Annotated in this window: 21 protein-coding genes; 15 read left to right on the top strand and 6 right to left on the bottom strand. The window is 60.4% G+C overall.

All coding sequences use genetic code 11. The features are described from left to right. From HPQ64_RS00445 to HPQ64_RS00410, 8 genes are all read left to right on the top strand, one after another. Positions 1 to 1,008 carry a proline racemase family protein gene (locus HPQ64_RS00445; RefSeq protein WP_172886442.1) on the top strand — a complete coding sequence of 336 codons (1,008 nt, stop codon included), beginning with the start codon at positions 1 to 3 and terminating at the stop codon, positions 1,006 to 1,008. A gap of 36 nt (positions 1,009 to 1,044) precedes the next feature. After that, a complete protein-coding gene (locus tag HPQ64_RS00440; RefSeq protein WP_172886441.1) occupies positions 1,045 to 1,926 on the top strand; it encodes a phytanoyl-CoA dioxygenase family protein in 882 nt (293 codons plus the stop codon). Then, positions 1,923 to 2,927 carry an adenosine deaminase gene (locus HPQ64_RS00435; RefSeq protein ID WP_172888435.1) on the top strand — a complete coding sequence of 335 codons (1,005 nt, stop codon included), beginning with the start codon at positions 1,923 to 1,925 and terminating at the stop codon, positions 2,925 to 2,927. The genes HPQ64_RS00440 and HPQ64_RS00435 overlap by 4 nt, the downstream gene beginning before the upstream one ends. A 126-nt stretch (positions 2,928 to 3,053) precedes the next feature. Continuing rightward, positions 3,054 to 3,683 (top strand): uracil phosphoribosyltransferase, encoded by a 630-nt coding sequence (upp, locus tag HPQ64_RS00430; RefSeq protein WP_172886440.1) that lies wholly within the window; start codon positions 3,054 to 3,056, stop codon positions 3,681 to 3,683. A gap of 146 nt (positions 3,684 to 3,829) precedes the next feature. Then, positions 3,830 to 4,594 carry an SDR family NAD(P)-dependent oxidoreductase gene (locus HPQ64_RS00425; protein ID WP_172886439.1) on the top strand — a complete coding sequence of 255 codons (765 nt, stop codon included), beginning with the start codon at positions 3,830 to 3,832 and terminating at the stop codon, positions 4,592 to 4,594. A gap of 80 nt (positions 4,595 to 4,674) precedes the next feature. Then, complete coding sequence (locus tag HPQ64_RS00420) at positions 4,675 to 5,598, top strand: PfkB family carbohydrate kinase (protein ID WP_172886438.1); 924 nt, start codon at positions 4,675 to 4,677, stop codon at positions 5,596 to 5,598. Between the two features lie 287 nt (positions 5,599 to 5,885). Continuing rightward, positions 5,886 to 6,410 (top strand): retropepsin-like aspartic protease family protein, encoded by a 525-nt coding sequence (locus HPQ64_RS00415; RefSeq protein ID WP_172886437.1) that lies wholly within the window; start codon positions 5,886 to 5,888, stop codon positions 6,408 to 6,410. A gap of 103 nt (positions 6,411 to 6,513) precedes the next feature. Then, positions 6,514 to 7,545 (top strand): histone deacetylase family protein, encoded by a 1,032-nt coding sequence (locus tag HPQ64_RS00410; protein ID WP_172886436.1) that lies wholly within the window; start codon positions 6,514 to 6,516, stop codon positions 7,543 to 7,545. A 7-nt stretch (positions 7,546 to 7,552) separates the two neighbouring features. Here the strand turns inward: HPQ64_RS00410 and HPQ64_RS00405 are convergent, their stop codons facing one another. After that, positions 7,553 to 8,203 carry an HAD family hydrolase gene (locus HPQ64_RS00405; RefSeq protein ID WP_246270219.1) on the bottom strand — a complete coding sequence of 217 codons (651 nt, stop codon included), beginning with the start codon at positions 8,201 to 8,203 and terminating at the stop codon, positions 7,553 to 7,555. Between the two features lie 363 nt (positions 8,204 to 8,566). Between HPQ64_RS00405 and HPQ64_RS00400 the strand changes: the two genes are divergently transcribed. Beyond that, positions 8,567 to 9,691, top strand: a complete 1,125-nt coding sequence (locus tag HPQ64_RS00400) for a phosphate/phosphite/phosphonate ABC transporter substrate-binding protein (RefSeq protein ID WP_172886435.1) — start codon at positions 8,567 to 8,569, stop codon at positions 9,689 to 9,691. Between the two features lie 3 nt (positions 9,692 to 9,694). Here the strand turns inward: HPQ64_RS00400 and HPQ64_RS00395 are convergent, their stop codons facing one another. The 5 genes from HPQ64_RS00395 to HPQ64_RS00375 all read right to left on the bottom strand — a co-directional run bounded on the left by HPQ64_RS00395 (position 9,695) and on the right by HPQ64_RS00375 (position 14,446). Beyond that, positions 9,695 to 10,879 carry an acetate/propionate family kinase gene (locus tag HPQ64_RS00395; protein WP_172886434.1) on the bottom strand — a complete coding sequence of 395 codons (1,185 nt, stop codon included), beginning with the start codon at positions 10,877 to 10,879 and terminating at the stop codon, positions 9,695 to 9,697. Then, on the bottom strand, positions 10,876 to 12,291 hold the full coding sequence (locus HPQ64_RS00390) for a bifunctional enoyl-CoA hydratase/phosphate acetyltransferase (RefSeq protein WP_172886433.1): 1,416 nt from the start codon (positions 12,289 to 12,291) through the stop codon (positions 10,876 to 10,878). Before HPQ64_RS00390 ends, HPQ64_RS00395 begins: the two co-directional genes overlap by 4 nt. A gap of 468 nt (positions 12,292 to 12,759) precedes the next feature. Further along, positions 12,760 to 13,347, bottom strand: a complete 588-nt coding sequence (locus HPQ64_RS00385) for a TadE/TadG family type IV pilus assembly protein (protein WP_172886432.1) — start codon at positions 13,345 to 13,347, stop codon at positions 12,760 to 12,762. 11 nt (positions 13,348 to 13,358) lie between these two features. Beyond that, a complete protein-coding gene (locus HPQ64_RS00380; RefSeq protein WP_172886431.1) occupies positions 13,359 to 13,934 on the bottom strand; it encodes a TadE/TadG family type IV pilus assembly protein in 576 nt (191 codons plus the stop codon). 26 nt (positions 13,935 to 13,960) lie between these two features. After that, positions 13,961 to 14,446: a pilus assembly protein N-terminal domain-containing protein gene (locus HPQ64_RS00375; protein WP_210260034.1), complete on the bottom strand. Its 486-nt coding sequence runs from the start codon at positions 14,444 to 14,446 to the stop codon at positions 13,961 to 13,963. A 424-nt stretch (positions 14,447 to 14,870) separates the two neighbouring features. On the opposite strand from HPQ64_RS00375, the gene HPQ64_RS00370 reads away from it, so the two are divergent. The 6 genes from HPQ64_RS00370 (at position 14,871) to HPQ64_RS00345 (ending at position 20,555) form a co-directional block, all read left to right on the top strand. Next, positions 14,871 to 15,035, top strand: coding sequence for a Flp family type IVb pilin (locus HPQ64_RS00370; protein ID WP_172886430.1), 165 nt, complete (start codon positions 14,871 to 14,873; stop codon positions 15,033 to 15,035). Between the two features lie 129 nt (positions 15,036 to 15,164). Beyond that, positions 15,165 to 15,683: an A24 family peptidase gene (locus HPQ64_RS00365; protein WP_172886429.1), complete on the top strand. Its 519-nt coding sequence runs from the start codon at positions 15,165 to 15,167 to the stop codon at positions 15,681 to 15,683. A 533-nt stretch (positions 15,684 to 16,216) separates the two neighbouring features. Beyond that, the gene (cpaB, locus tag HPQ64_RS00360) at positions 16,217 to 16,993 is read left to right on the top strand and encodes a Flp pilus assembly protein CpaB (RefSeq protein ID WP_172886428.1); all 777 of its coding nucleotides are present in this window, start codon (positions 16,217 to 16,219) and stop codon (positions 16,991 to 16,993) included. Between the two features lie 77 nt (positions 16,994 to 17,070). Next, positions 17,071 to 18,465, top strand: a complete 1,395-nt coding sequence (locus tag HPQ64_RS00355) for a type II and III secretion system protein family protein (RefSeq protein WP_210260033.1) — start codon at positions 17,071 to 17,073, stop codon at positions 18,463 to 18,465. Between the two features lie 11 nt (positions 18,466 to 18,476). Then, positions 18,477 to 19,202: a CpaD family pilus assembly protein gene (locus HPQ64_RS00350; RefSeq protein WP_172886426.1), complete on the top strand. Its 726-nt coding sequence runs from the start codon at positions 18,477 to 18,479 to the stop codon at positions 19,200 to 19,202. A gap of 18 nt (positions 19,203 to 19,220) precedes the next feature. Continuing rightward, entirely contained in the window at positions 19,221 to 20,555 is a 1,335-nt protein-coding gene (locus tag HPQ64_RS00345; protein WP_172886425.1) for a CpaE/TadZ family protein, read from the top strand. Positions 20,556 to 20,571: the final 16 nt, after the last annotated feature.

The following is a 20,571-nucleotide window of genomic DNA, read 5'->3' as shown; positions in this document are numbered from 1 at the left end:
ATGACGATGAACCGGATCGAAGTTGTCGACATGCACACGGGCGGAGAGCCCTTGCGCATCATCAAGAACGGCTTCCCGCCGGTCGAGGGCGGCACGATCCTTGAAAAGCGCGCCTTTGTTCGCGGCCGTCTGGACCATCTTCGCAAGTTCCTCATGTTCGAGCCGCGCGGACATGCGGACATGTACGGCGCGCTCCTGGTTGAGCCTTCCGACCCGCATGCCGACCTCGCCGTGCTTTTCATGCACAACGAAGGCTATTCCACCATGTGCGGTCACGCCGTCATCGCCCTCGGGCGTTATGCGGTCGAAACGGGCCTCGTTCCGGCGGTGGAGGGCGAGACGATCGTGCGGATCGAGTGCCCCTGCGGTCTTGTTACGGCACATGTGTCGGTCGAAAACGGCCGCGCCGGCGATGTCTGGTTCTCCTCCGTTCCTGCTTTCCTGATCGAGCGGGATATTATGGTCGATCTTCCGGGGGGCGGGGATATCTCTTGCGACATCGCCTATGGCGGCGCGATCTACGCTCTTCTGCCGGCTGACGCGGCGGGACTTGAAATCGGAAAATCTCCCGTTACGGAATTTATTTCGGCGGCCAGCCGGCTTGTCGAGCGGCTGAATGCCACGACGGATTTCTCATTAACCCTGGGTGGCGACCTTGGATTTCTTTATGGCGCCATTTTCACCGACCTCGCCGCACCCTCCAAGGATACCGTTACACGCAATATTTGCGTCTTTGCCGAAGGTCAGGTCGACCGCAGTCCGACCGGCTCCGGCGTCACCGCGCGCCTGGCGGCTGCCCACGCGAAGGGCCTCGTCGCTGTCGGCGAGCGCTGTACGTTCGAGAGTGTCACGGGATCGCGCTTCTGGGGAGAAGTCGAAGGCGAAACCACCTTCAATGGCCGGAACGCGGTCACCGTGCGTGTCGGCGGGCGGGCATATTTTACAGGCGAAGCCCGCTTTTGGCTTGAACCGGAGGACGATCTTGGGCGAGGCTTCCTCGTTCGCTGAAAGGGTTCGAAGTTCAAAAGCGTGAAGGCGTCCAGAATGCAGGCAAGATCGTTCGAAGCGACAGTGGATGGCCGGCTCACCGACGAAATGAAGCAGGCCTACGCCGAGGATGGTTTTCTGGTCCTCAAGGGCTACAAATCCGCGCGAGAGTGCGACCGCCTGCGCCAGCGCATGGTCGAACTCATTGATGATTTTGATGTTTCCGGCCACGCGTCAATCTTCGAAACGGGCAGCCAGAGCCACGCGAAGGACGATTATTTCCGCGAAAGCGGAGACAAGATCCGCTTCTTCTTTGAAGAAGGCGCGTTCGATTCGTCCGGCAAGCTGGTCAGGGAAAAGCATCAGGCACTCAACAAGGTCGGCCATGCACTGCACGATCTCGATCCCGTATTCGAGGCATTCTCACGCGATGAAAAGCTGGCGTGCACCGCTGCCGATCTGGGTCTTTCAGATCCGGTTCTTGCCCAGTCCATGTATATCTTCAAGCCGCCGCATATTGGCGGCGAGGTCAACTGTCATCAGGATTCGACGTTTCTTCATACCGAGCCCATGACGTGCATCGGCTTCTGGTTTGCACTTGAGGATGCGGACGAGACGAACGGCGGTCTCTACGGCATTGCGGGCGGTCATCTCGGCCCGCTGCGCCAGCGTTTCCGCGATGCCGGCGGTTCGCTCACCATGCAAACCCTTGATGATACTGCGTTTTCCGGCGAAGATGCGGCACTTGTCGCGCCGAAGGGCACGCTCGTCGTTCTCCACGGCCTCGTTCCGCACAAGTCCGCGCCAAATCGCTCCGCCCGCTCGCGCCATGCCTATGCGCTTCATCTTGTCGACGCAGCGGCAAAATGGTCCGAAGACAATTGGCTGAAGCGCGCTTCGGATATGCCTATGCGCGGCTTTTCCAGGCCCGCGCGATGACCCGGCACGTCGTCCCCAAGGCCGAGCTTCACGTTCATATCGAGGGGGCGGCCCCGCCCGATCTCGTGCGCCGGCTCGCTACCCGTCATGGTATTGATCTTTCAGGTGTTTTTGACCGCGCGGGGCATTATTCCTGGAACGATTTCTCCTCTTTTCTGAGCGCCTACGACCGTGCGTCGCAGGTGTTCCGCACGCCGGAAGATTACGCTGCGCTTGCGGAAAACTACTACCGCATGCTTGCGGCCGAAGGGGTGATCTACGCCGAAATCACGATCTCTCCGGATCACGCCGCCGCCAACGGCCTTTCCTACGCCGATTATGTCTCGGGTCTGGCAGAAGGAATGGAGCGCGCGAAGGCAGAAACCGGCATCGAGGGACGCATGGTCGCGGTTGGCGTGCGCCACTTCGGCGCGCGTTCGGTCGAGCAGGTGGTGACCCAGGTGCTTGCCCATGCCCATCCGCTGGTGACCGGCTTCGGCCTTGCGGGCGACGAGCGCGAGGGCCATCCGGCCAATTTCGCCAGCGCCTTTCGCCAGGCTGCCGAAGGCGGCCTCGGGCTTACCGCCCATGCGGGCGAGTTCGGCGGGCCGGAAAGCGTTACGGCGGCGCTCGACTTTCTTCGTGTGAAGCGGATCGGCCACGGCGTCAAGGCGATCGAAGACAGGGCGCTCGTCGAGCGGATAGCGGATGAAGGGATCGTTTTGGAGGTTTGTCCCGGTTCGAACATCGCGCTCGGGCTCTATTCCAATCTGCGCTTTCATCCGGTCAATCTGCTGCGTCGCGCCGGCTGCCGGATCACGCTGAATTCAGACGATCCACCGTTCTTCAAAACGACGGTTGGCCATGAATACCGAACTTGCGCCCGAACGTTCGGCTGGAGCGAGGCCGATCAGCTTGAGATCACGAAAACCGCGATCGAGGCGGCCTTTTGCGACAAGGCGACGAAGGTGCGGTTGCTCAAGCGGCTTTCCGATCCGGGTGCGGCGGATTATTCCCTCTGACGTTTTTGCTGCGCGACAGGTGGAAATCGGCAGGTTTGAGCAGTCGCGCGCTTGACGGGGTGGCCGTTTCGGGGCTGTTGATGTCCTGAACAATCGATAGCGACAAAACATCACGCGAGGCAGACCATGGCAGGCGCAGCAGTCATCAATCATCCGCTTGTGCAGCACAAGCTCACCCACATGCGGATGAAGGAAACCTCGACGCAAGGGTTCCGCAGGCTCCTGCGCGAAATTTCGGTGCTTTTGACCTATGAGGTCACGCGCGACCTTCCGATAACCTCAATGTCCATAGAAACGCCCCTTCAGCCGATGGATGCGCCAATCATCGAAGGCAAGAAGATGGTTTTCGCCTCCATCCTGCGCGCCGGCAACGGTCTGCTTGAGGGGATGCTGGAACTCGTGCCCGCGGCGCGCGTCGCCCACATCGGCCTTTACCGTGACCCGGAAACGCTGAAGCCCGTCGAATATTACTTCAAGGCGCCGGAAGACCTTGCCGAGCGGCTGGTGGTCGTTGTCGATCCGATGCTGGCGACCGCGAATTCGGCAATTGCAGCCGTCCAGCGCCTGAAGGACCGGGGCGCGACGAACCTGCGCTTCCTCTGCCTTCTCGCGGCGCCGGAAGGCGTCGCGAAATTTGAATCCGCCCATCCGGACGTGCCGATCTTCACTGCGGCTATCGACGAAAAGCTGAACGATCACGGTTACATCATGCCGGGTCTCGGCGACGCGGGCGACCGTATGTACGGCACGAAGTAAGTTCTGCAGAGCACATCCCGAAAATCCGGATCGCATAGCGTTCTGGCGGAATTAATGCGGCCGGCGACGCGGTTGGCTCTTGGCAGCGCCGTTCTTTTGATATATTTCGGTATCTAAAATAAATGTGCCGAAGATCGGAAAACGCCATGTCAGCAGGAGCAGCCTACCCGAGTTTGAAGGGCCGCGCGGTGCTTGTGACGGGTGGAGGCAGCGGCATCGGCGCCTCCATCGTCCGCCATTTCGCGGAGCAGGGTTCCAGGGTCGGCTTCATCGATATCGCCGAAGCTTCCTCGGGAGAACTCGTCGACGAACTTCGCGACGCCGGCCATGACGTTCATTTCGAAAAGGCGGACCTTACCGATATTCCGGCAACGGAGGCCGCTATTTCCCGGCTCAGGGCGGCAATCGGCCCCATCACGGTCCTCGTCAACAACGCCGCCCATGACGAGCGCCACACGCTTGAAGAAGTGACGCCCGAATATTGGGATGAGCGCATCAACATAAATCTCAAGCACCAGTTTTTCGTGTCGAAAGCCGTGGTGCCGGACATGAAGGCCGAAGGCCACGGTTCGATCATCAACATGGGGTCGATCTCCTGGATGATCGGGCAGGGCGGCATGGCGGGTTACACGGCCTCGAAATCGGCGATTGTCGGGCTCACGCGTTCGCTTGCCCGCGATCTCGGCCCCTTCAATATCCGCGTCAATTCCATTGCGCCGGGCTGGGTCATGACGGAACGCCAGATCGAACTGTGGCTCGATGAAGAGGGCGAGCGGCAAATCATGGCGCGCCAGTGCCTTAAGCGGAAACTCGTGCCTGAGGACATCGCGCGCGTCGTGTTGTTCTTTTCGTCCGACGAAGCATCCGCCTGCACCAATCAGACCTATATCGTCGACGGCGGATGGATTTGACGATTTAACGACGATTTGCCTTGCTCTCCAGCCGTGGCTGAAACACCTTCTCATACAGGAAAATGGGAAGGGGAAGGCAAGTGATCGTCGTTTTCGGCTCGATCAATCTCGATCTCGTAGTCTCGGTTCCGCGTCTGCCGCAGGCGGGCGAAACAGTGGTCGGTCCGGATCATCAGGTGTTTCCCGGTGGCAAAGGTGCCAATCAGGCCCTTGCCGCCCGGCGCGCGGGTGGCGAAGTGAGAATGATCGGCGCGGTCGGCACGGACGACTTCGCGAGGGCCGCGCTTTCGAACCTTGAAAAGGCCGGTGTCGATCTCGACCATGTACGCAAGCTCGGCGGCGCCACCGGCCTGGCGATGATCGGCGTGGATGAAGGCGGCGAAAACCTCATCATGTGCGCAAGCGGGGTGAATTCCCGTGTCGCGGCGGATTGGCTCGACGGCGTGCTCGAAAAGGGCGATCTGCTGGTCCTGCAGCGGGAACTGGCGGTTGAACCCATCGAACAAGCGGTCGAAAAGGCGCGCGCCGTCGGCGCGCTCGTGCTCTTGAACGCGGCCCCGTCCGGCGGCGAGGGGCTGTCGCGGCTGATCGACCGGGTGGATATTCTGGTCGCGAATGAAGCGGAAGCGGCGGAGATCGCCGCGGACCTTGGCATCGGCGAGACGGAATCGCCCCATGCCGCGCTGATGGCGCTTTCTGCGCCGCAACGATTGACGGTTATCACGCTCGGATCGCGCGGGCTGATCGCCCGCCATCAGGATACGATCTGGCGGGTTTCCGCGCCCATGATATCCGTTGTCGACACGACCGGGGCGGGCGATGCCTTTATCGGCGGGCTTGCCGCCGCTCTCGCTCGCGGTGCGGATGTCGCGCGCGCGCTCAAGGAAGGTGCGGCGGCGGGTGCGCTTGCCTGCACGGCGACGGGCGCGCAGTCGAGTTCGCCGGAAGAAAGCATGGTCCAGGCTCTCGCGGACCGGCTTTCCGCGATCGGCGAGAAAATTTGACGCCAGTGCGGTGAATTTGAAATACGCCTCATTCTGGCAGCAGCCTCCAGAGCGTATTTCAAATTTGAAAACCGCACTGGAAGCATGATCTTCCAGTCACCCTTATAAAACAGAAGTTCGTTCGGAACATGCAGTAATGAAAGACGAACTTCAGATTCGGGTGGCTATCCGATAGCGAAATCTTAACGATAGATCGAAATTCGGCCCTGTTCTTCACGACTTCGCAGGCTTGCCGACCTAGCATTGTCGTTGCGTGACCTCAGAAACGCTCATGCGGAAGGTAGTTTATGTGGCGCTATCTCGTCGTTCTTGCCGGGGTGCTGGCGTTTGCCCTGATCGGCCCTGACCTTGCCCGAACGTTCCTGGTGTCCCCGCAGGTCTCCGAAGCCGTGGTTGCCGGGGAGGAGCGGGCGGAAAGCCAGCGAAAACCGGCTGGGGGGATACGCACGCTCGTACTCGATGCAAGTTCTAACGGGCATTATCTCACGACCGTCTGGATCAACGGACGTGCGGTGGATGCGGTAATCGATACAGGAGCGACAACGATCGCGCTCCCCGAAAAAATCGCGGCGGCATCGGGTGTAATCCCGCGGGCATCGGACTATACCGCCCGCACCCAGACGGCGAACGGCATCGTCCGAGCCGCTCCGGTCGATCTTCGCGAAGTGCGGCTTGGAAGCATCCGGCTGAAGAACGTCAGGGCAATGGTTCTGCCCGACGGCGCTTTGGGTGTGACGCTTATCGGGATGACGGCCTTGTCCAGGCTTTCGACGATCGATATCCGCGACGGCAGGATGCGCCTTGTGCAGTAAAAAGCGCCGGATCGGCGAAGTCTGAGAAGTTCGCCTTGACCTTGGCCCTGCGGCGGGGCACGTCTTGCCGGAACGTGAAAGCCTGACGCCAAAAGACAAACCGATGAAAACCGTATTTTCGCCAGTCCAGCTTGCGCATGATCCGAAGCATGAAATCTCCGATGGCATGCTCAAGCCCGCGGTCGAAATCCCCTCGCGCGCGGAAATCGTACGCGCCCGCATCATGGAGACAGGGTTCGGCGATATTCTGCCGCCGGAGGAATTCGGCACGGAGCCCTTGGCGCGCGTGCATGCGGGCGACTATATCGCGTTTCTCGAAAGCTTCTGGACGCGCTGGACCAATGCCGGACGTTCCGGCGAGGCTTTCCCTTTCGTCTGGCCGGTGCGGGAGTTGCGCACCAAACCCGTGCCGGACCATATCGACGGGCTTTTGGGCCGTTATTCCTTCGATGCCGGCACGCCTTTGGGTGAAGAGACATGGTTTGCCGCGCGCGCGAGCGCCGATACGGCCTTGACGGCGGCGCGCCTCGTGGCCGGAGGCGACAGGGCGGCCTTCGCGCTTTGCCGGCCGCCCGGCCACCATGCACATGCGGATTTTTACGGCGGCTATTGCTTCCTGAACAACGCCGCGATCGCCGCGCAATACCTGCGCGACGCGGGTGCGGACCGCGTCGCGGTGCTGGACGTCGACTATCACCACGGCAACGGCACCCAGGCGATCTTCTATGACCGGGCGGATGTGCTGTTCCTGTCCCTCCACGCCGATCCGATCGAGGAGTTTCCCTATTTTCTCGGCCACGCGGATGAGACGGGCGAGGGGGCCGGCGAAGGTTTCAACGCGAATTTCCCGCTTCCGCTCGGCACCGATTGGCCGGTCTTTTCACGAGCGCTGGATGCCGCGCTTGAAAGGGTCGCCGAGTTTTCGCCGGATACGCTCGTCGTCTCGCTCGGCCTTGATACTTACGAGCGGGATCCGATTTCGAAGTTCCGCCTGAAAAGCGAGGAATTTCTGAGGCTTGGCGCCCGGCTGGAAAAAGCCGGGCTGCCGACCGTCTTCGTGATGGAGGGTGGCTACGCGGTGGATGCGCTCGGCATTAATTGCGTCAACGTGCTTTCCGGCTTCGAAGGGGCTTGAGGCTCCTTCATTTCGAAGCGACGGGAAAACCGAGCGAAATCAGTTCCTGCCGCAAGGTGCCGGCGTCACGGAAGTGATGCGCATGCATCCCCGCCGCCCGCGCCCCCTCGACGTTTTTCAGGCTGTCGTCGATGAAGATCGTTCGGGCGGGGTTGAGCGAATTGCGCTCGAAAAGGATCTCGAAGATCCGGGGATCGGGCTTGATGCAGCCTTCGTGGGCCGAGATCACCGTGTCGATGAACGATGTGTCGAGAAAGGGAAAGCGCTCGCGCGCCTCGGCGAATTTCTCGCGGGAGAAATTGGTGATCGCGTAGAGCGGAACGCCGGCTTCCCTCAACTCGCCGAGCAGCGCCGGCGTTCCAGGCACTTCGCCGGGTACCATGTCGTGCCAGCCGGTGTCATAGGCGCGGATCTGCGCCTCGAATTCTGGAAAGAGCGCTACCCGCTCCTCAATCCCTTCCTTGAAGCTGCGCCCACGGTCCTGCTCCAGGTTCCATGTGTCCGTGCAGACTTCGGCGAGGAAATATTCCATCGCGGCTTCGTCGTCGAAGATCTTCCTGTAGAGATTGCGCGGATCCCACTCGATCAGAACATTGCCGACGTCGAAGACGACGATATCGGGCATGATATCGGCGGTATTTCCGTGCGATACTGTCATGGCGGTCTCCTGGGTCGTAGTTACGATTTAACGTATCGCAGCGTTGGAGGCCAAAATCGTTTCTGAACAGAAGCAAAGCGCAAGGAAGTTCAGTACACTTTCGAGCATTTGCGCCGCATTCAGAGGCGATTTTGACCCAACCCATACGGGCCGCCGGGAAAATGCGCCATCTTGTCGTCGCTCGTCGTTGAATATGTCTGGCATGTCCTTCCTCCTCGTTCCTAAATCCGGCGCATTTTCACGACGGCGCTGCCAATCGTTAAAATGTCACTACGACCTGGTTGATTCGATGCGATTTCAATGCTGCGAATAGCACGATTGTCGAGACATTTATCGCGGTATTACGGCCCGGTGGCCGTATCCATGTCACTTTGTCTGACACTTTGTTTCGGCGCTGCTTTCGTTGTTGCTGTTGCCGCGCAGACCGCCGATGACGGCCTCCTTTCGCAGCCAGAAGGCTCTTACTTCGGGACGGAGCCGGAATTTCATGAAGACAGCGGTGCGGAAGAGCTGCTCGTTCCGCTGCCTGAAGACTATGACGCGCCATGGCCCGATACATCCGAAGGCAGCCTCGACGGGCGCTTCGATGGCGAGATGCTCAAGCTTCTGCCCTCCCTTCGCTACGGCATTGTCATAAACAGCGCAAACGATCCAGATCGCGCGGCCTTTCGCCTGCTTGAACCTTACCGCGCAAGCCTCGAGGCCGCGCTTGGCGTCCCCGTCAATCTCGTTGCCTATACCGACCTGGCGTCGCTTCAAAATGCGCTGGTTTCCGGCCAGGTCGATTATGCGGAGCTTTCCTCCTCCGCTTTCGCCCAGGCCTGGAAGCGCTGCGCCTGCGTGGAGCCTCTCGCCGTTCCGCTTTCTCAAGGCGGTGAGAGCGCTTACCGGGCGGCGGTGATCGTCGCCAACGGCAGCGGATATGAAACGCTGGAAGATCTCCAGGGCGCAAGACTCGGCATCGGCGGGGAAGGGTCGACGGCGGGCCGGCGCCTGCCGTTTTTCGCCTTTCGCGAAATCGGTATCGACCCGCAACGGCATTTCGCTGCGCTGGTGGAGGTAGATGGCCCGCTGGACGGGGCGAAACGCGTCATGGTGGGCACGCTCGATGCATCGCTTGGCTGGGTCGGCGAGGGAGGCGCCCTATCCGAGGACGGGCGCGGAACGATTTCCGAAATGCAGGCAAGGCGGCTGATAGAGCCGGGATCCTTGCGCGTCATCTGGCGTTCGAAGCCGATACCCAATGCGCCGCATGTTGTCAGGCGTTCCCTTGCGGACAAAATCAAGCGGCGGCTCAAGGCGCATCTCCTGTCGCTCGACGTCGAAGATCCTCCGGCGTTTTTTGCCATCGCGCCCCGGCGAAGCCCCGGTTTTGCGCCTATTGACGTTCAAGCCTTCGCACCACTCGTGAAGACATTCGACAACAGTTTCTCCGCGCTTGGCGGCAAAGCGGGAACCTTGAAACTATTGTCCGGCGAAGGCGAATAGCGCTCATTCGCAGCCGGCGAGCCCGAGAAGCTTCATCGTGTGCCGGGCGATCATCCGTTCCTCGTCGGTCGGTACAGCCAGAACCTTTACCGCTGAGCCTTCCCGGGAAATCCGCATGCGGTTCTCGTCATTCGCCGCATCGTCCATCCCGATGCCGAGCCAGTCCATATCCCGGCAGACAAGCGCACGGATATGGGCGGAATTCTCGCCGATGCCGCCGGTGAAGACGAGCCCGTCGATCCCGCCGAGAACGGCGGCCATGGCGCCGATTTCGCGGCGTATACGAAATACGAAATAGTCGATCGCCTCGCGCGCGCGCGGGTCGCTGGAGGCTTCGAGTTCGCGCATGTCGCTCGAGATGCCGGATAGACCCTTGAGACCGGATTGCTGGTAGAGAAGATCGGAAATCTCCTCGGCCGTCATCTTCCGCGCTTGCATGAGATAGAGCACGACGCCGGGATCGAGCTGGCCGCAGCGCGTGCCCATCGGCAGGCCGTCGAGCGCGGAAAAACCCATTGTCGAACCGACGCTTCTTCGCTCCTTGATGGCGCACAGCGATGCGCCGTTGCCCAGATGCGCAACGATGACGCGTTTGTCCGGGATATCGGGCGCGATTTCGGCGAGTTTTCCCACGATGAATTCATAGGAAAGCCCGTGAAACCCGTAACGGCGAACGCCCTCTTCGAAGAAGCTGCGGGGCAGCGCGAAGGTATCGTTCACCCAGGGGTGCTTGCGGTGGAAGGCGGTATCGAAGCAGGCGACCTGCGCAACCTTCGGAAAGGTCTGCCTTACGGCGCGAATTCCCGCAAGATTATGAGGCTGGTGCAGTGGGGCGAGCGGGCAAAGGCGTTCCAGATCACCAAGCACGCCGTCATCGATCAGGACGGGTTCGGCGTAAGCCGTGCCACCGTGGACGACACGGTGGCCGACACCATCCACCCGCATGTTCGGAAACTGCGCGAAAAGAAAGGTGAATGCCGCTTCCAGCGCCGCGCCATGGTCGGCATCATCGGCAAGCTTTCGCTCCACCTCGCCATTTCCGCTGCCTGCCTTGGCAACCATGCGCGGAGAGGTGCCGATGCCTTCGATCCGGCCGGCAAGAAAAACGTCGCGCCCGTGAAAGATCTTGAACTTGATGGAGGACGAGCCCGAATTCAGGACGAGAACCGTCGCGTCTTCGCTCTTCATGCTCCGCTCTCTTGGCTCTGGCGCACAAGCGCCTCTCCGGTCTTCTGCCAGTGGTCGTAAAGAAGCGCCAGAACGCAGGAGCAGAGCCTTGCCCGGTCGTTGTCTGCCCGGCTTGTCAGCATCACCGGCACCTTCGCGCCGGCGACAAGGCCTGCCGCCTCGGCATGGGCGATGAAGGTGAGTTCCTTGGCGAGCATGTTGCCGGCTTCAAGGTTCGGCACGACAAGCACGTCCGCATGGCCCGCCACGAGGGAGGTGATCCCCTTGCTCTTTGCCGCCTGGATATCAATCGCGTTGTCCATGGCGAGCGGCCCGTCGACGATGCCGCCCTTGATCTGGCCGCGTTCGGCCATTTTCGAAAGTACTGCAGCGTCAAGCGTGGAGGGAATGGCGGGATTGACCGTCTCTATCGCCGACAGGATACCGACCTTGGGCGTGGCTATGCCGAGCGAACGTGCGATGTCGATGGCGTTCTGCACGATATCGACCTTGGCCTGCAGGTCCGGTGAGATGTTGATCGCCGCATCGGAAATGATGACCGGGGAGGCGCGCCCTGGAATATCCATGACAAAGCAGTGGCTGAGCCTGCGCTTCATCCTCAAACCCCCGTCCCGTTTGACGATGTGGCGCAGAAGGTCTTCGGTGTGGAGATGGCCTTTCATGACCGCGCGAACACGCCCCTCATGCACGAGGGCCACCGCGCGTGCGGCGGCGGCATCCTCCGGGTCGACGTCGATCAGTTCGAAGGGGGAAAGATCGAGACCGATTTCGCTTGCTGCGACCTCGATGCGCGAACGCGCGCCGACGAGAACGGGGTCGATGAGGCCCTCACGTGCGGCCAGGGCCGTCCCGCCGAGCGAATTGGGGTCGTCGGGCGCAACCACCGCCGTCGGCAAGGGCGCAAGCGTTTCGGCGGCCTCCAGAAGCCTGTCGAAATGCTGGTGCCTTTCTATCAATATTCCGGGCAGGCTACTTGCATCGAAAGTGATCGTCCGCTCCGGCGCGGTGACGATCGCATCGCCTTCGGCGATCACGTCGCCGTCTTCGCGTTTCACCTGCGTTTTCAACTCGACGATGCCGTCGCTCTTCTTGGCGGTGACCCTGGCTGAAACCTCCAGCCGGTCGCCAAGGTGCGCCCGGTCGCGAAAATTCAGGGTCTGCGAACGGTAAACGGTGCCGGGGCCGGGAAGGACATTGCCAAGGACCGCGGATATGAGCGCGCCGGCCCACATCGAAGGGGCGATTGGCTCGTCGACCTTGCCGTCCCCCGTCCAGTCGACGCCCGGAAGATGCATCGGATTGACGTTGCCCGAGGCATGGGCGAACACGAAAAGGTCGTTGGCGTTGAGCGTACGGGTAAGCGTTGCGCAGTCGCCGACGGAGATTTCGTCATAGGTCTTGTTGCGGGCCATATTCCTCTCCGGAAGCTTCCGTTTCACGATGGCGCTGCAATTCGTTTAATCCTCACTGCGACCTGGGGTCTGAACCCATAATATCGATGCAAATGGTATGAGTTCGGGCCTCGGAAATCGTCCACAGAGCGTGGCGAAAACAAGAAACGGATAAACGCCTGTGAAGTTTATCCGATTTCTGACACAGCGGGAGAGCCTGGCCCTTGATCTGCGTCAGTTGCCTGTTCGCGGGAAACGCCGGGCGATCCGAATCTCATGAAACACGGCGCCTTGCCTGACGGTCGGGTTCTTCCGGCCGATTTGAACTCGCTTTCAAAGCAGTATTCCGAAACATGCCTCTGCCGCCAAGTCCGGTTTGGATTTGGCGGGATATGCGACAGATTGAGCGTTGTTGGGGGAATTGACCGGTTTGTCGGTGGCAGGAGCCCCGAATTCGTCCGGACGCGGGGCGCGTTTCGGCCGGATTTCTCAATTGCAACAGCCGACTTCGGCGCTCAGGCGGGGCCTGAGGTAATAGGCGTCTTCCAGCTCGATCTCGCTGGTGCCGAATATGTCCTTGAAAAGGTTCGTGAATACCGGCTGATAGGTGTAGGTGCCGTGCGTTACGACCAGAAAGGAGCCTTTTGTCTTCGTAAGCTCGGCGGGAAGTTCGATCGGCGGCGGTGCGCCCGTAGCCCACGAAGCGGCGTTCAGGCCCTCGCTCCAGGCGACTTCCGGCTTGTTTTCGTCTTCCATGCGAACGCCCGCGACGACGAAGCGAATCCCGTCCTCGGGGTAGGGATCGAGAATGGCTTCCGCGACATCCATGATCGACAGCAGCTCGGCGCGCGTTACAGCGGTTTCCTGGGCCACGAGGTCCGCGATGGTACTTGAAGTCTGGCTAAGTTTGCGGTCGAGCGTCATGGCCGAATAAAGCTCGGTCATCCCGACCAGAAGCAGCAGCATCAAGGGCAGCACGAGAGCGAATTCGACCGCCGCGACACCGCGCCGGTCCGTTGCAAGCCTGGTCCACAAGGCCCTGGCGGCGGATATGGGCAGAGAATACAGAATACGCATCGCCCTGCCTCCTACTTGCTTTTCCACGGGAAGGGCTCGTTGCGGAAGATGGCTGTCGACACAAGCAGGCGATCTCCGGAATTGAGATCCGAGTGGTCGAGCCGCATGAACGAGGTGATGAGCGGCCAGCGGTAAATCACCCGTACGATGATGATGTCGCCGGCTTCGCCGTGATCATAGGCGAAATTGTCCTGCAATTCGCCGTCAACGACCAACGGATCTCCCCGAAACTGGGTGAAATCGTCGAGTTTCTCGACATCGATCGACAGGCGTTCCGCGGAAAAGGGGATGCCGTAAAGACGGTTGAGGACCTGCTGCTTGAAGGCGCCGGCGTCGAAACCGTTTTGCTGTGCCTGGCCTGTGCGAATGAGGCGCGCCGCATCGATCGTCGCGTTCTCTATAAGCTGTCCGGCGAAGAGGGACATGCCCATTTCCAGGATGAAGAACAGGAGTGTGAAGAATGGCAGGGCGACAAGGCCGAATTCGACCGCCGTCACGCCACGCCTGTCCGAGGAAATTCGCCCCGTGGCGCGGGCGGCTCTGCGCCAGCGCGACCCGCGGGACAAATTCCGGATGGCGTTCAGCATTTCTCCAGCCCCCTGCTTCCCGTGGATCAGCCGCCCGCGCCAGCCAGCGCTTCAGCCATTTGGTTTCGCTTCAGCGCCTGTTGCTCGGTCAGATCGAAATTTTCCTTGTTGTCACCGACGCGGAGCGTCGGCTGGCAGGTCGGGCTGCAGGACATGGAAAAGCGCGCGCCATTACGATGCACGGTGACGAGGCTCGTCTCGTTCGGCATGACCGTGATCACCTCGTCGATGATCGGTTCGGCGTCCTTGTCCAGGATGACGAGGTTCGTCGTACCGAACAGCTTGCCCGTCACCACCACGGTAAAGCGGTCGTGCATCGTGACGTCGGCAATCGAGGGATTGCCGACGATAACGGTATCGGCGGGCTTGTCGATCCGGAAAACCTTGGCGCGGTCCGTCATGACCGACACCCCGCCTTCCTCGGCGATCGCGGGCGTTCCCGTAATGGCGAGCATGGCCAACAGGGCAAAAAACGTAGCGGCAGGTCGCGTGACGTTCAGGTTCAAGAACATTTCAGCCTCCAGGCTATGCGAACTGACCGATCTTGCGCAGAACTTGGTGAACGAACCGCTAACGAAAGGGTTTGCTGCAATCGTTCTATACAGCCGCATGTATTTCTTCCGTAAAGACAGATCGCGCTTTTTCGTTGACATCTTGTAATTGCTCTCATGTGATATGTAGAATATATGTGAAAAAATATTCATCACTACTTCTTATATTTGAATGTAAATAAATAATTTATATGTAAATCTTGAATTATTAAGTTATAAAGCTGTTAACTTTGTTTGATAATCTGGCAAAACAACTGCGTTTCGATGCTTGGATTAACTTTTTGGCAATTGGCGACGCGTAACGTCGACGAAGCTTAGATCGGTCGGAAGCAAACAAGGCCGACGGGCTAGTGCTGTCAAAACACGTGGAGCTAGGAGCAAACCCATGAAGAATCTTTTCGCACGTTTCGCCAAGGACGAATCCGGCGCGACCGCCATCGAATACGGCCTCATCGCCGCTTTGATCTCGGTTGTCATCGTCACGGTCCTCGGCACCGTCGGTACGAACCTTACCGGTACCTTCACGACGGTGGGCGACGCGCTGCAGTAATCGGTGTAGCCAACTGCATTTCGCTTGCGCGCATTCGCGGGGGCGAACGACACGAGACGGACGGCATTCGCCGTCCGTCTGCATATTCGGGACCGGATGTTAACAACTGGGTTCAAGCCAGGGTAAGTCATGATTGAAGCATCGCTCCTGATATTCTTTCCCTGCCTGGTTGCTTACGCGGCCACGTCCGATCTTTTCACGATGACGATCCCGAACCGGGTTTCGCTGCTGCTGATCGCGGGCTTTGCCGCATTGGCGCCTTTCGTTCCTCTGACATTGCCGGATGTCGGGTATCACCTTCTTGCAGGAGCCTGCGTTTTCGCGGTGGGTTTCGCGTTCTTCGCCTTCGGCTGGATGGGCGGCGGCGATGTAAAGGTCGCTGCGGCCATTGCCTTGTGGCTGGGTTTTTCGGTGTCCTTGTTTGACTTTTTGTTTCTTTCCGCTCTCTTCGGCGCAGTCCTGACGCTTGCGCTTCTGTTATTCCGTGAAAACATTCCCGTGCTCCCGGGGTTTGCGAGCGGGCAGGCCTGGCTGGTCAGGTTGCATGACCGCAATTCGGGCATTCCTTACGGCATCGCCCTGTCCCTGGCCGCATTGCAGGTTTATCCGGAAACCGTCTGGTTCAAGGCGTTGCTTGCGGCTACCTGACCTTTTTCCTTCTCCTTGAAGATTTCACTTGCATGTCTTGCGGTCCGATCCTTCAAGGATGGCCGTCTCCAAAACGATTTGCCGGTCAAGCAATGGCCTGAAGTATTTCCCGCCAGATCCCGACAGGAACCGGTGAAATGGATATGCTTCAGAAATTGGATACCGGGCGATTTCCTTTCGCGCAGATTGTCTCGTGGACAAGGTAAGCACTCCGGTCTTCCCGCAGGTCGGAGCCGAACCTGCCGTTTCAATGCCCGTATTGGAAGGTAACGCAGTGTTTCGGCCGTTTGAGGGGTGAATAAGGTCTAAAAGTTGTACAGTTTATTGTCTACACCTCTAATCAACCATTTAATCGTGTGTTAATTTTGCTGTTTAGTTTCCGCATTTTGCGCATGAATTAATGGCCATTAAGTATATTCAATCATCGCTTGTTAACCATGTCTTGACCATTTTCCACTCACTGTAAGGACAACGGGTGACCAAGGGTGAGCCATATTCGGCTTTCCGGTCTCCAGAACGAGTGGATGAGAGACATGAAGATTGCTCGAATTGCCATACTCGGTGTTGCGTTGGGCGCCGGCCTTCTGGCGGCGCGTCTCGTGATCAGCAACTCAAGCGCCCCGCCGCAAGAGGTGATTGTCGAGGCACCGGCGACCGGCGTGGAGCAGGTTCTCGTCGCCTCGCGAGACATCAAGCTCGGCAGTCAGCTTGCGGCATCCGACCTGACCTGGGCCGATTGGCCGAAGAATGCGACGCCGTCCGGCGCGATCCTGCGTTCGCGGCAGCCGGACGCCGCGGCCAGCCTTTCCGGCAGGATCGCTCGCGCGCCGCTTTATTCCGGAGAGCCGCTGCGCGAGGAGCGCCTCATAGCCACCGACCGAGGCTTCATGGCGGCGATCCTTCCCAAGGGCCAGCGCGCGATCGCGGTGCCGGTGGAGGCGGTAACGACGGCGGGCGGTTTCATTTTGCCTGGCGACAAGGTCGATCTCATTCTCACCCGCGCCCAGAACGGACGCAGCGGCGACGGCTTTCTGAGCGAAACCATCCTGGCGAACGTGCGCGTCCTGGCAATCGATACGACCACGGCTGGCGAGCAGGACGAAAAGGCGCTGCCGCCGGGGCGGACCGCCACGCTGGAGCTTTCGCCCGAGCAAGCGGAAGTCGTCACCCGGGCGCAGCAGATCGGCACTATCTCGCTGGCATTGCGCAGTGCTGCGGATTCCGCGGACGACGCGGATGACGGCTTCGTCGGCGGCGGCGTCAATTTCGTCAAATACGGCCTGACGAGCCAGGCATCGACATTGAAGTGAATTGAGGCAGGGCGAAGGATCACGCCCGGTCAAGGAGACGGACGATGAATTGCAAGCGATGGATTGGCGTCGGATTGATGGCTTTCAGCCTCGCTCTGTCGTTTGCCGGCACGGGACCGGCCGCCGCCGACAGCTCATATCCGAAGACGGTGAATATCGCCGCGGGCGATCGCATCGCCGGCCGCATATTGCGGGTGGGCGTGGGCCGGTCGGTGGTGATCGACCTTGGCGAAGAGGTTCGCGACGTTCTCGTCTCCAATCCGGAAATTGCCGATGCGGTGGTCAGGACGTCGCGCCGTGTTTTCGTGCTCGGCAACAAGTCCGGCCAGGCCAGCCTCTTTCTCTTCGGCGACGGCGGGGTCCAGATCGCAAGCTTCGATCTCTATGTCGATCAGGACACCACGGAACTGAACGCGCTCATCCGCCGTGTGGTTCCAAACGCGAACATCAGGGCGGAAGCGATCAACGGCAATATCGTCCTGACCGGCACTGCCAGGAGCACGGGCGACGCGCAGCGCGCGACGGATATCGCCAAGCGCTTCACCACCCGTGAAGGAGGCGCTGAAACGTCCGTCCTCAATACAATCTCGGTGGAAGGCAAGGACCAGGTTCACCTGAAAGTCACGGTGGCGGAAGTCGAACGCTCGATCATCAAGCAGCTGGGCGTCAACCTCGGCGGCACGATCGGGATCGGAAACTACACCGTCGGCTTCAACAACCAGCCGGGCTACACGGTCAATTCGAATGTAAGCACGCTCAACCGCGGTGCGCTGGGAACCGAATTCCTGGCCGGCAACACGAATATCGCCGCCGAAATCCAGGCGCTGCAGCGCGATGGCGTGATCCGCACCCTGGCCGAGCCGACGTTGACGGCAATATCCGGCGAAAACGCGAGTTTCCTCGCCGGCGGCGAATTCCCGATCCCTATCGGCCAGGACAGAAACGAAATCACCATTGAATTCAAGAAGTTCGGCGTTGGGCTGGATTTCACGCCCGTGGTTCTTTCCGAAGGCAACATCAGTCTGCGCGTCAAGACGGAAGTCAGCGAGATCACGCAGGAAGGCGCCATCAACCTCAACTTCATCTCGATCCCGGCGCTGAAGGTCCGCCGCGCGGAATCGACGGTCGAACTGCCCTCCGGCGGCACGCTCGTCATGGCGGGCCTCCTCAAGGAAAGCTACAAGCAGGATCTGAACGGCGTGCCCGGCCTCATGCAGGTTCCAATCCTCGGCGCACTGTTCAAGAGCCGGGACTTCCTTCGCAAGCAGACCGAACTCGTGGTCTTCGTGACGCCCTATCTGGCGAAGCCGGTCAATCGCAGCAAGCTGGCGAGGCCCGACAAGAACTTCGCCCCGGCCACCGATGCGGCGACGATCTTCCTGAACCGCCTCAACCGCATCTACAGCGTGTCGGGGGCACCGGCACCCGAGGGCGCCTACCACGGCCAGGTCGGCTATATCTACAAATATTGAGGAATGCGACGATGCCTTCGAACGCGAGATACATTCGCTCAGGTCGCCTCGCCGGCCTCGGTCTCATCATCCTCCTGGCGGGCTCGTTCCTGGCAGGGTGCCAGCAGACCACCCCGTATACGACCGAGGCGCTCGCCGCCAACGACTTCCAGCTCCGCCATCCGATCATCGTGGACGAGGGGACGGAAACCCTCGATCTTCCGGTCGGCTCGGGCATGCGGCGGCTGCCGCCGCAAATGGCCGCCGCGGTATCGAGTTTCGCTGCCGACGGGCGGCGCAGGGGCGCGAGCGTGATGGAGATCATCGTTCCGTCCGGCTCCGCCAATGAATCCGCGGTTCATTCCATCACGCCGGGCCTCAGATCCGCCATCAAGCGCGGCGGCTTCTCCGGCAAGCGGATCGTCACCCGCTCCTATCCGGTGGCCGACCCGAGCATCTCCGCGCCGGTTCGCCTTGCCTATCCGACCATCAAGGCGGAGGTGGAGCCCTGCGGCACCTGGCCGGATGATGTGGCCGGGGATTTTGCGAACACCGACTACTACGAATTCGGCTGCGCAACCCAGACGAACCTCGCCGCGATCGTCGACGATCCGGCCGACTTCATCTATCCGCGCGCCCAGGGCGCGGCGGACCAGCAGCGACGCTCCACGGTTTTCGAGAAGTATCGCAAGGGTGAAAGAACCGCTTCGGATTACAAGGAAGGCGACGGCGCCACCGTTTCCGATGCGGCCAACTGATGCGAGAGAGGTTGCGACATGAGCAGTCTGGCGTATGACTCCAACCCGGCCGGGGAGGCCGGAGCGTCTCAAAAGGCCGACGAGCCTGCGCGCGACGAAGCGCCTGCGATGGGTGCCCCGGCGGACCTGCGGCCCGTGCCGCGCATTTCGGTCCAGGCTTTCTGTGAGACGCCCGAGACGGCGAAGATGATGGAATCCGCCAGCATCGACCGCAGAATGTCGAAGGCCCATGTGAAGGTTCACATGGGCGGCATCGCGGCGGCGGTCGATTTTTACGGCTCCGCGCCGACGCCGAACCTCATCGTGCTCGAAAGCAAGCTGCCTGCGAACGAACTGATCGAGAGCCTCGACCGGCTCGCCGAAGTGTGCGATCCCGGCTCGAAGGTGGTGATCATCGGCCAGGTGAATGACGTCACCCTCTACCGGGACCTGATCCACCGTGGCGTCAGCGAATATCTGGTCGCCCCGGTCAGCCTGTTCCAACTCGTAGCCACCATCGGAGACCTCTATACGGATCCGACGGCTGAGCCTCTCGGCCGCACGATCGCCTTCATCGGTGCGAAGGGCGGGTGCGGGGCTTCCACGGTTGCCCATAACGTGGCCTGGTCCATCGCCCGGCAATTCGAAAACGATGTGGTTCTGGCGGACTTCGATCTTGCCTTCGGAACCGCAGGGCTCGATTTCAACCAGGATCCGCTGCAGGGCGTGATGGAAGCGATCTCCGCACCCGAGCGCCTCGACGAAACGTTCCTCGACCGCCTTCTGGCAAAATGTACGGACCAGTTGAGCCTGCTCGCGGCTCCGGCCTCTCTCGACAGGACCTACGACCACGACGAGAAGACATTCGATGCCCTGATCGACGTCATGCGCAAGACGACGCCTTCGGTGGTCATCGACATACCGCACTCCTGGACGAACTGGACAAGGCATCTGGTCGGCACGGCTGACGAGATCGTCATTGTGGCCGAGCCGGATCTTGCGAACCTTCGCAACACGAAGAACCTGCTCGACACGCTCAGGCAGATGCGTCCCAATGACAGCCGGCCCCACCTTGTCCTCAACAGGGTGAACGTGCCGAAGCGCCCTGAAATCAAGCCGGATGAATTCACGGATGCCCTCGATCTGACGCCCGCGGCCGCGATCCCCTTCGATCCGCATCTCTTCGGGACGGCGGCCAACAACGGCCAGATGATCGGAGAGCTGGATCCCAAACATCAGTCGAAAGCGCTGTTCGATCAGGTTTCGCAGATCGTCACGGGGCGTAGCGAAGTAAGAAAACCTAAGGGAGCGGGCCTCAATATGCTGATGGCGCGCTTCCTGAAGAAGCGTAAGGGTGCGGCGAAAGGGGCATAGCGCCCCCGCTTCGCCG

Source organism: Hongsoonwoonella zoysiae (assembly GCF_013266695.1).
GTDB lineage: Bacteria > Pseudomonadota > Alphaproteobacteria > Rhizobiales > Stappiaceae > Hongsoonwoonella > Hongsoonwoonella zoysiae.
This window is presented reverse-complemented; position numbering and strand designations above follow the sequence as displayed.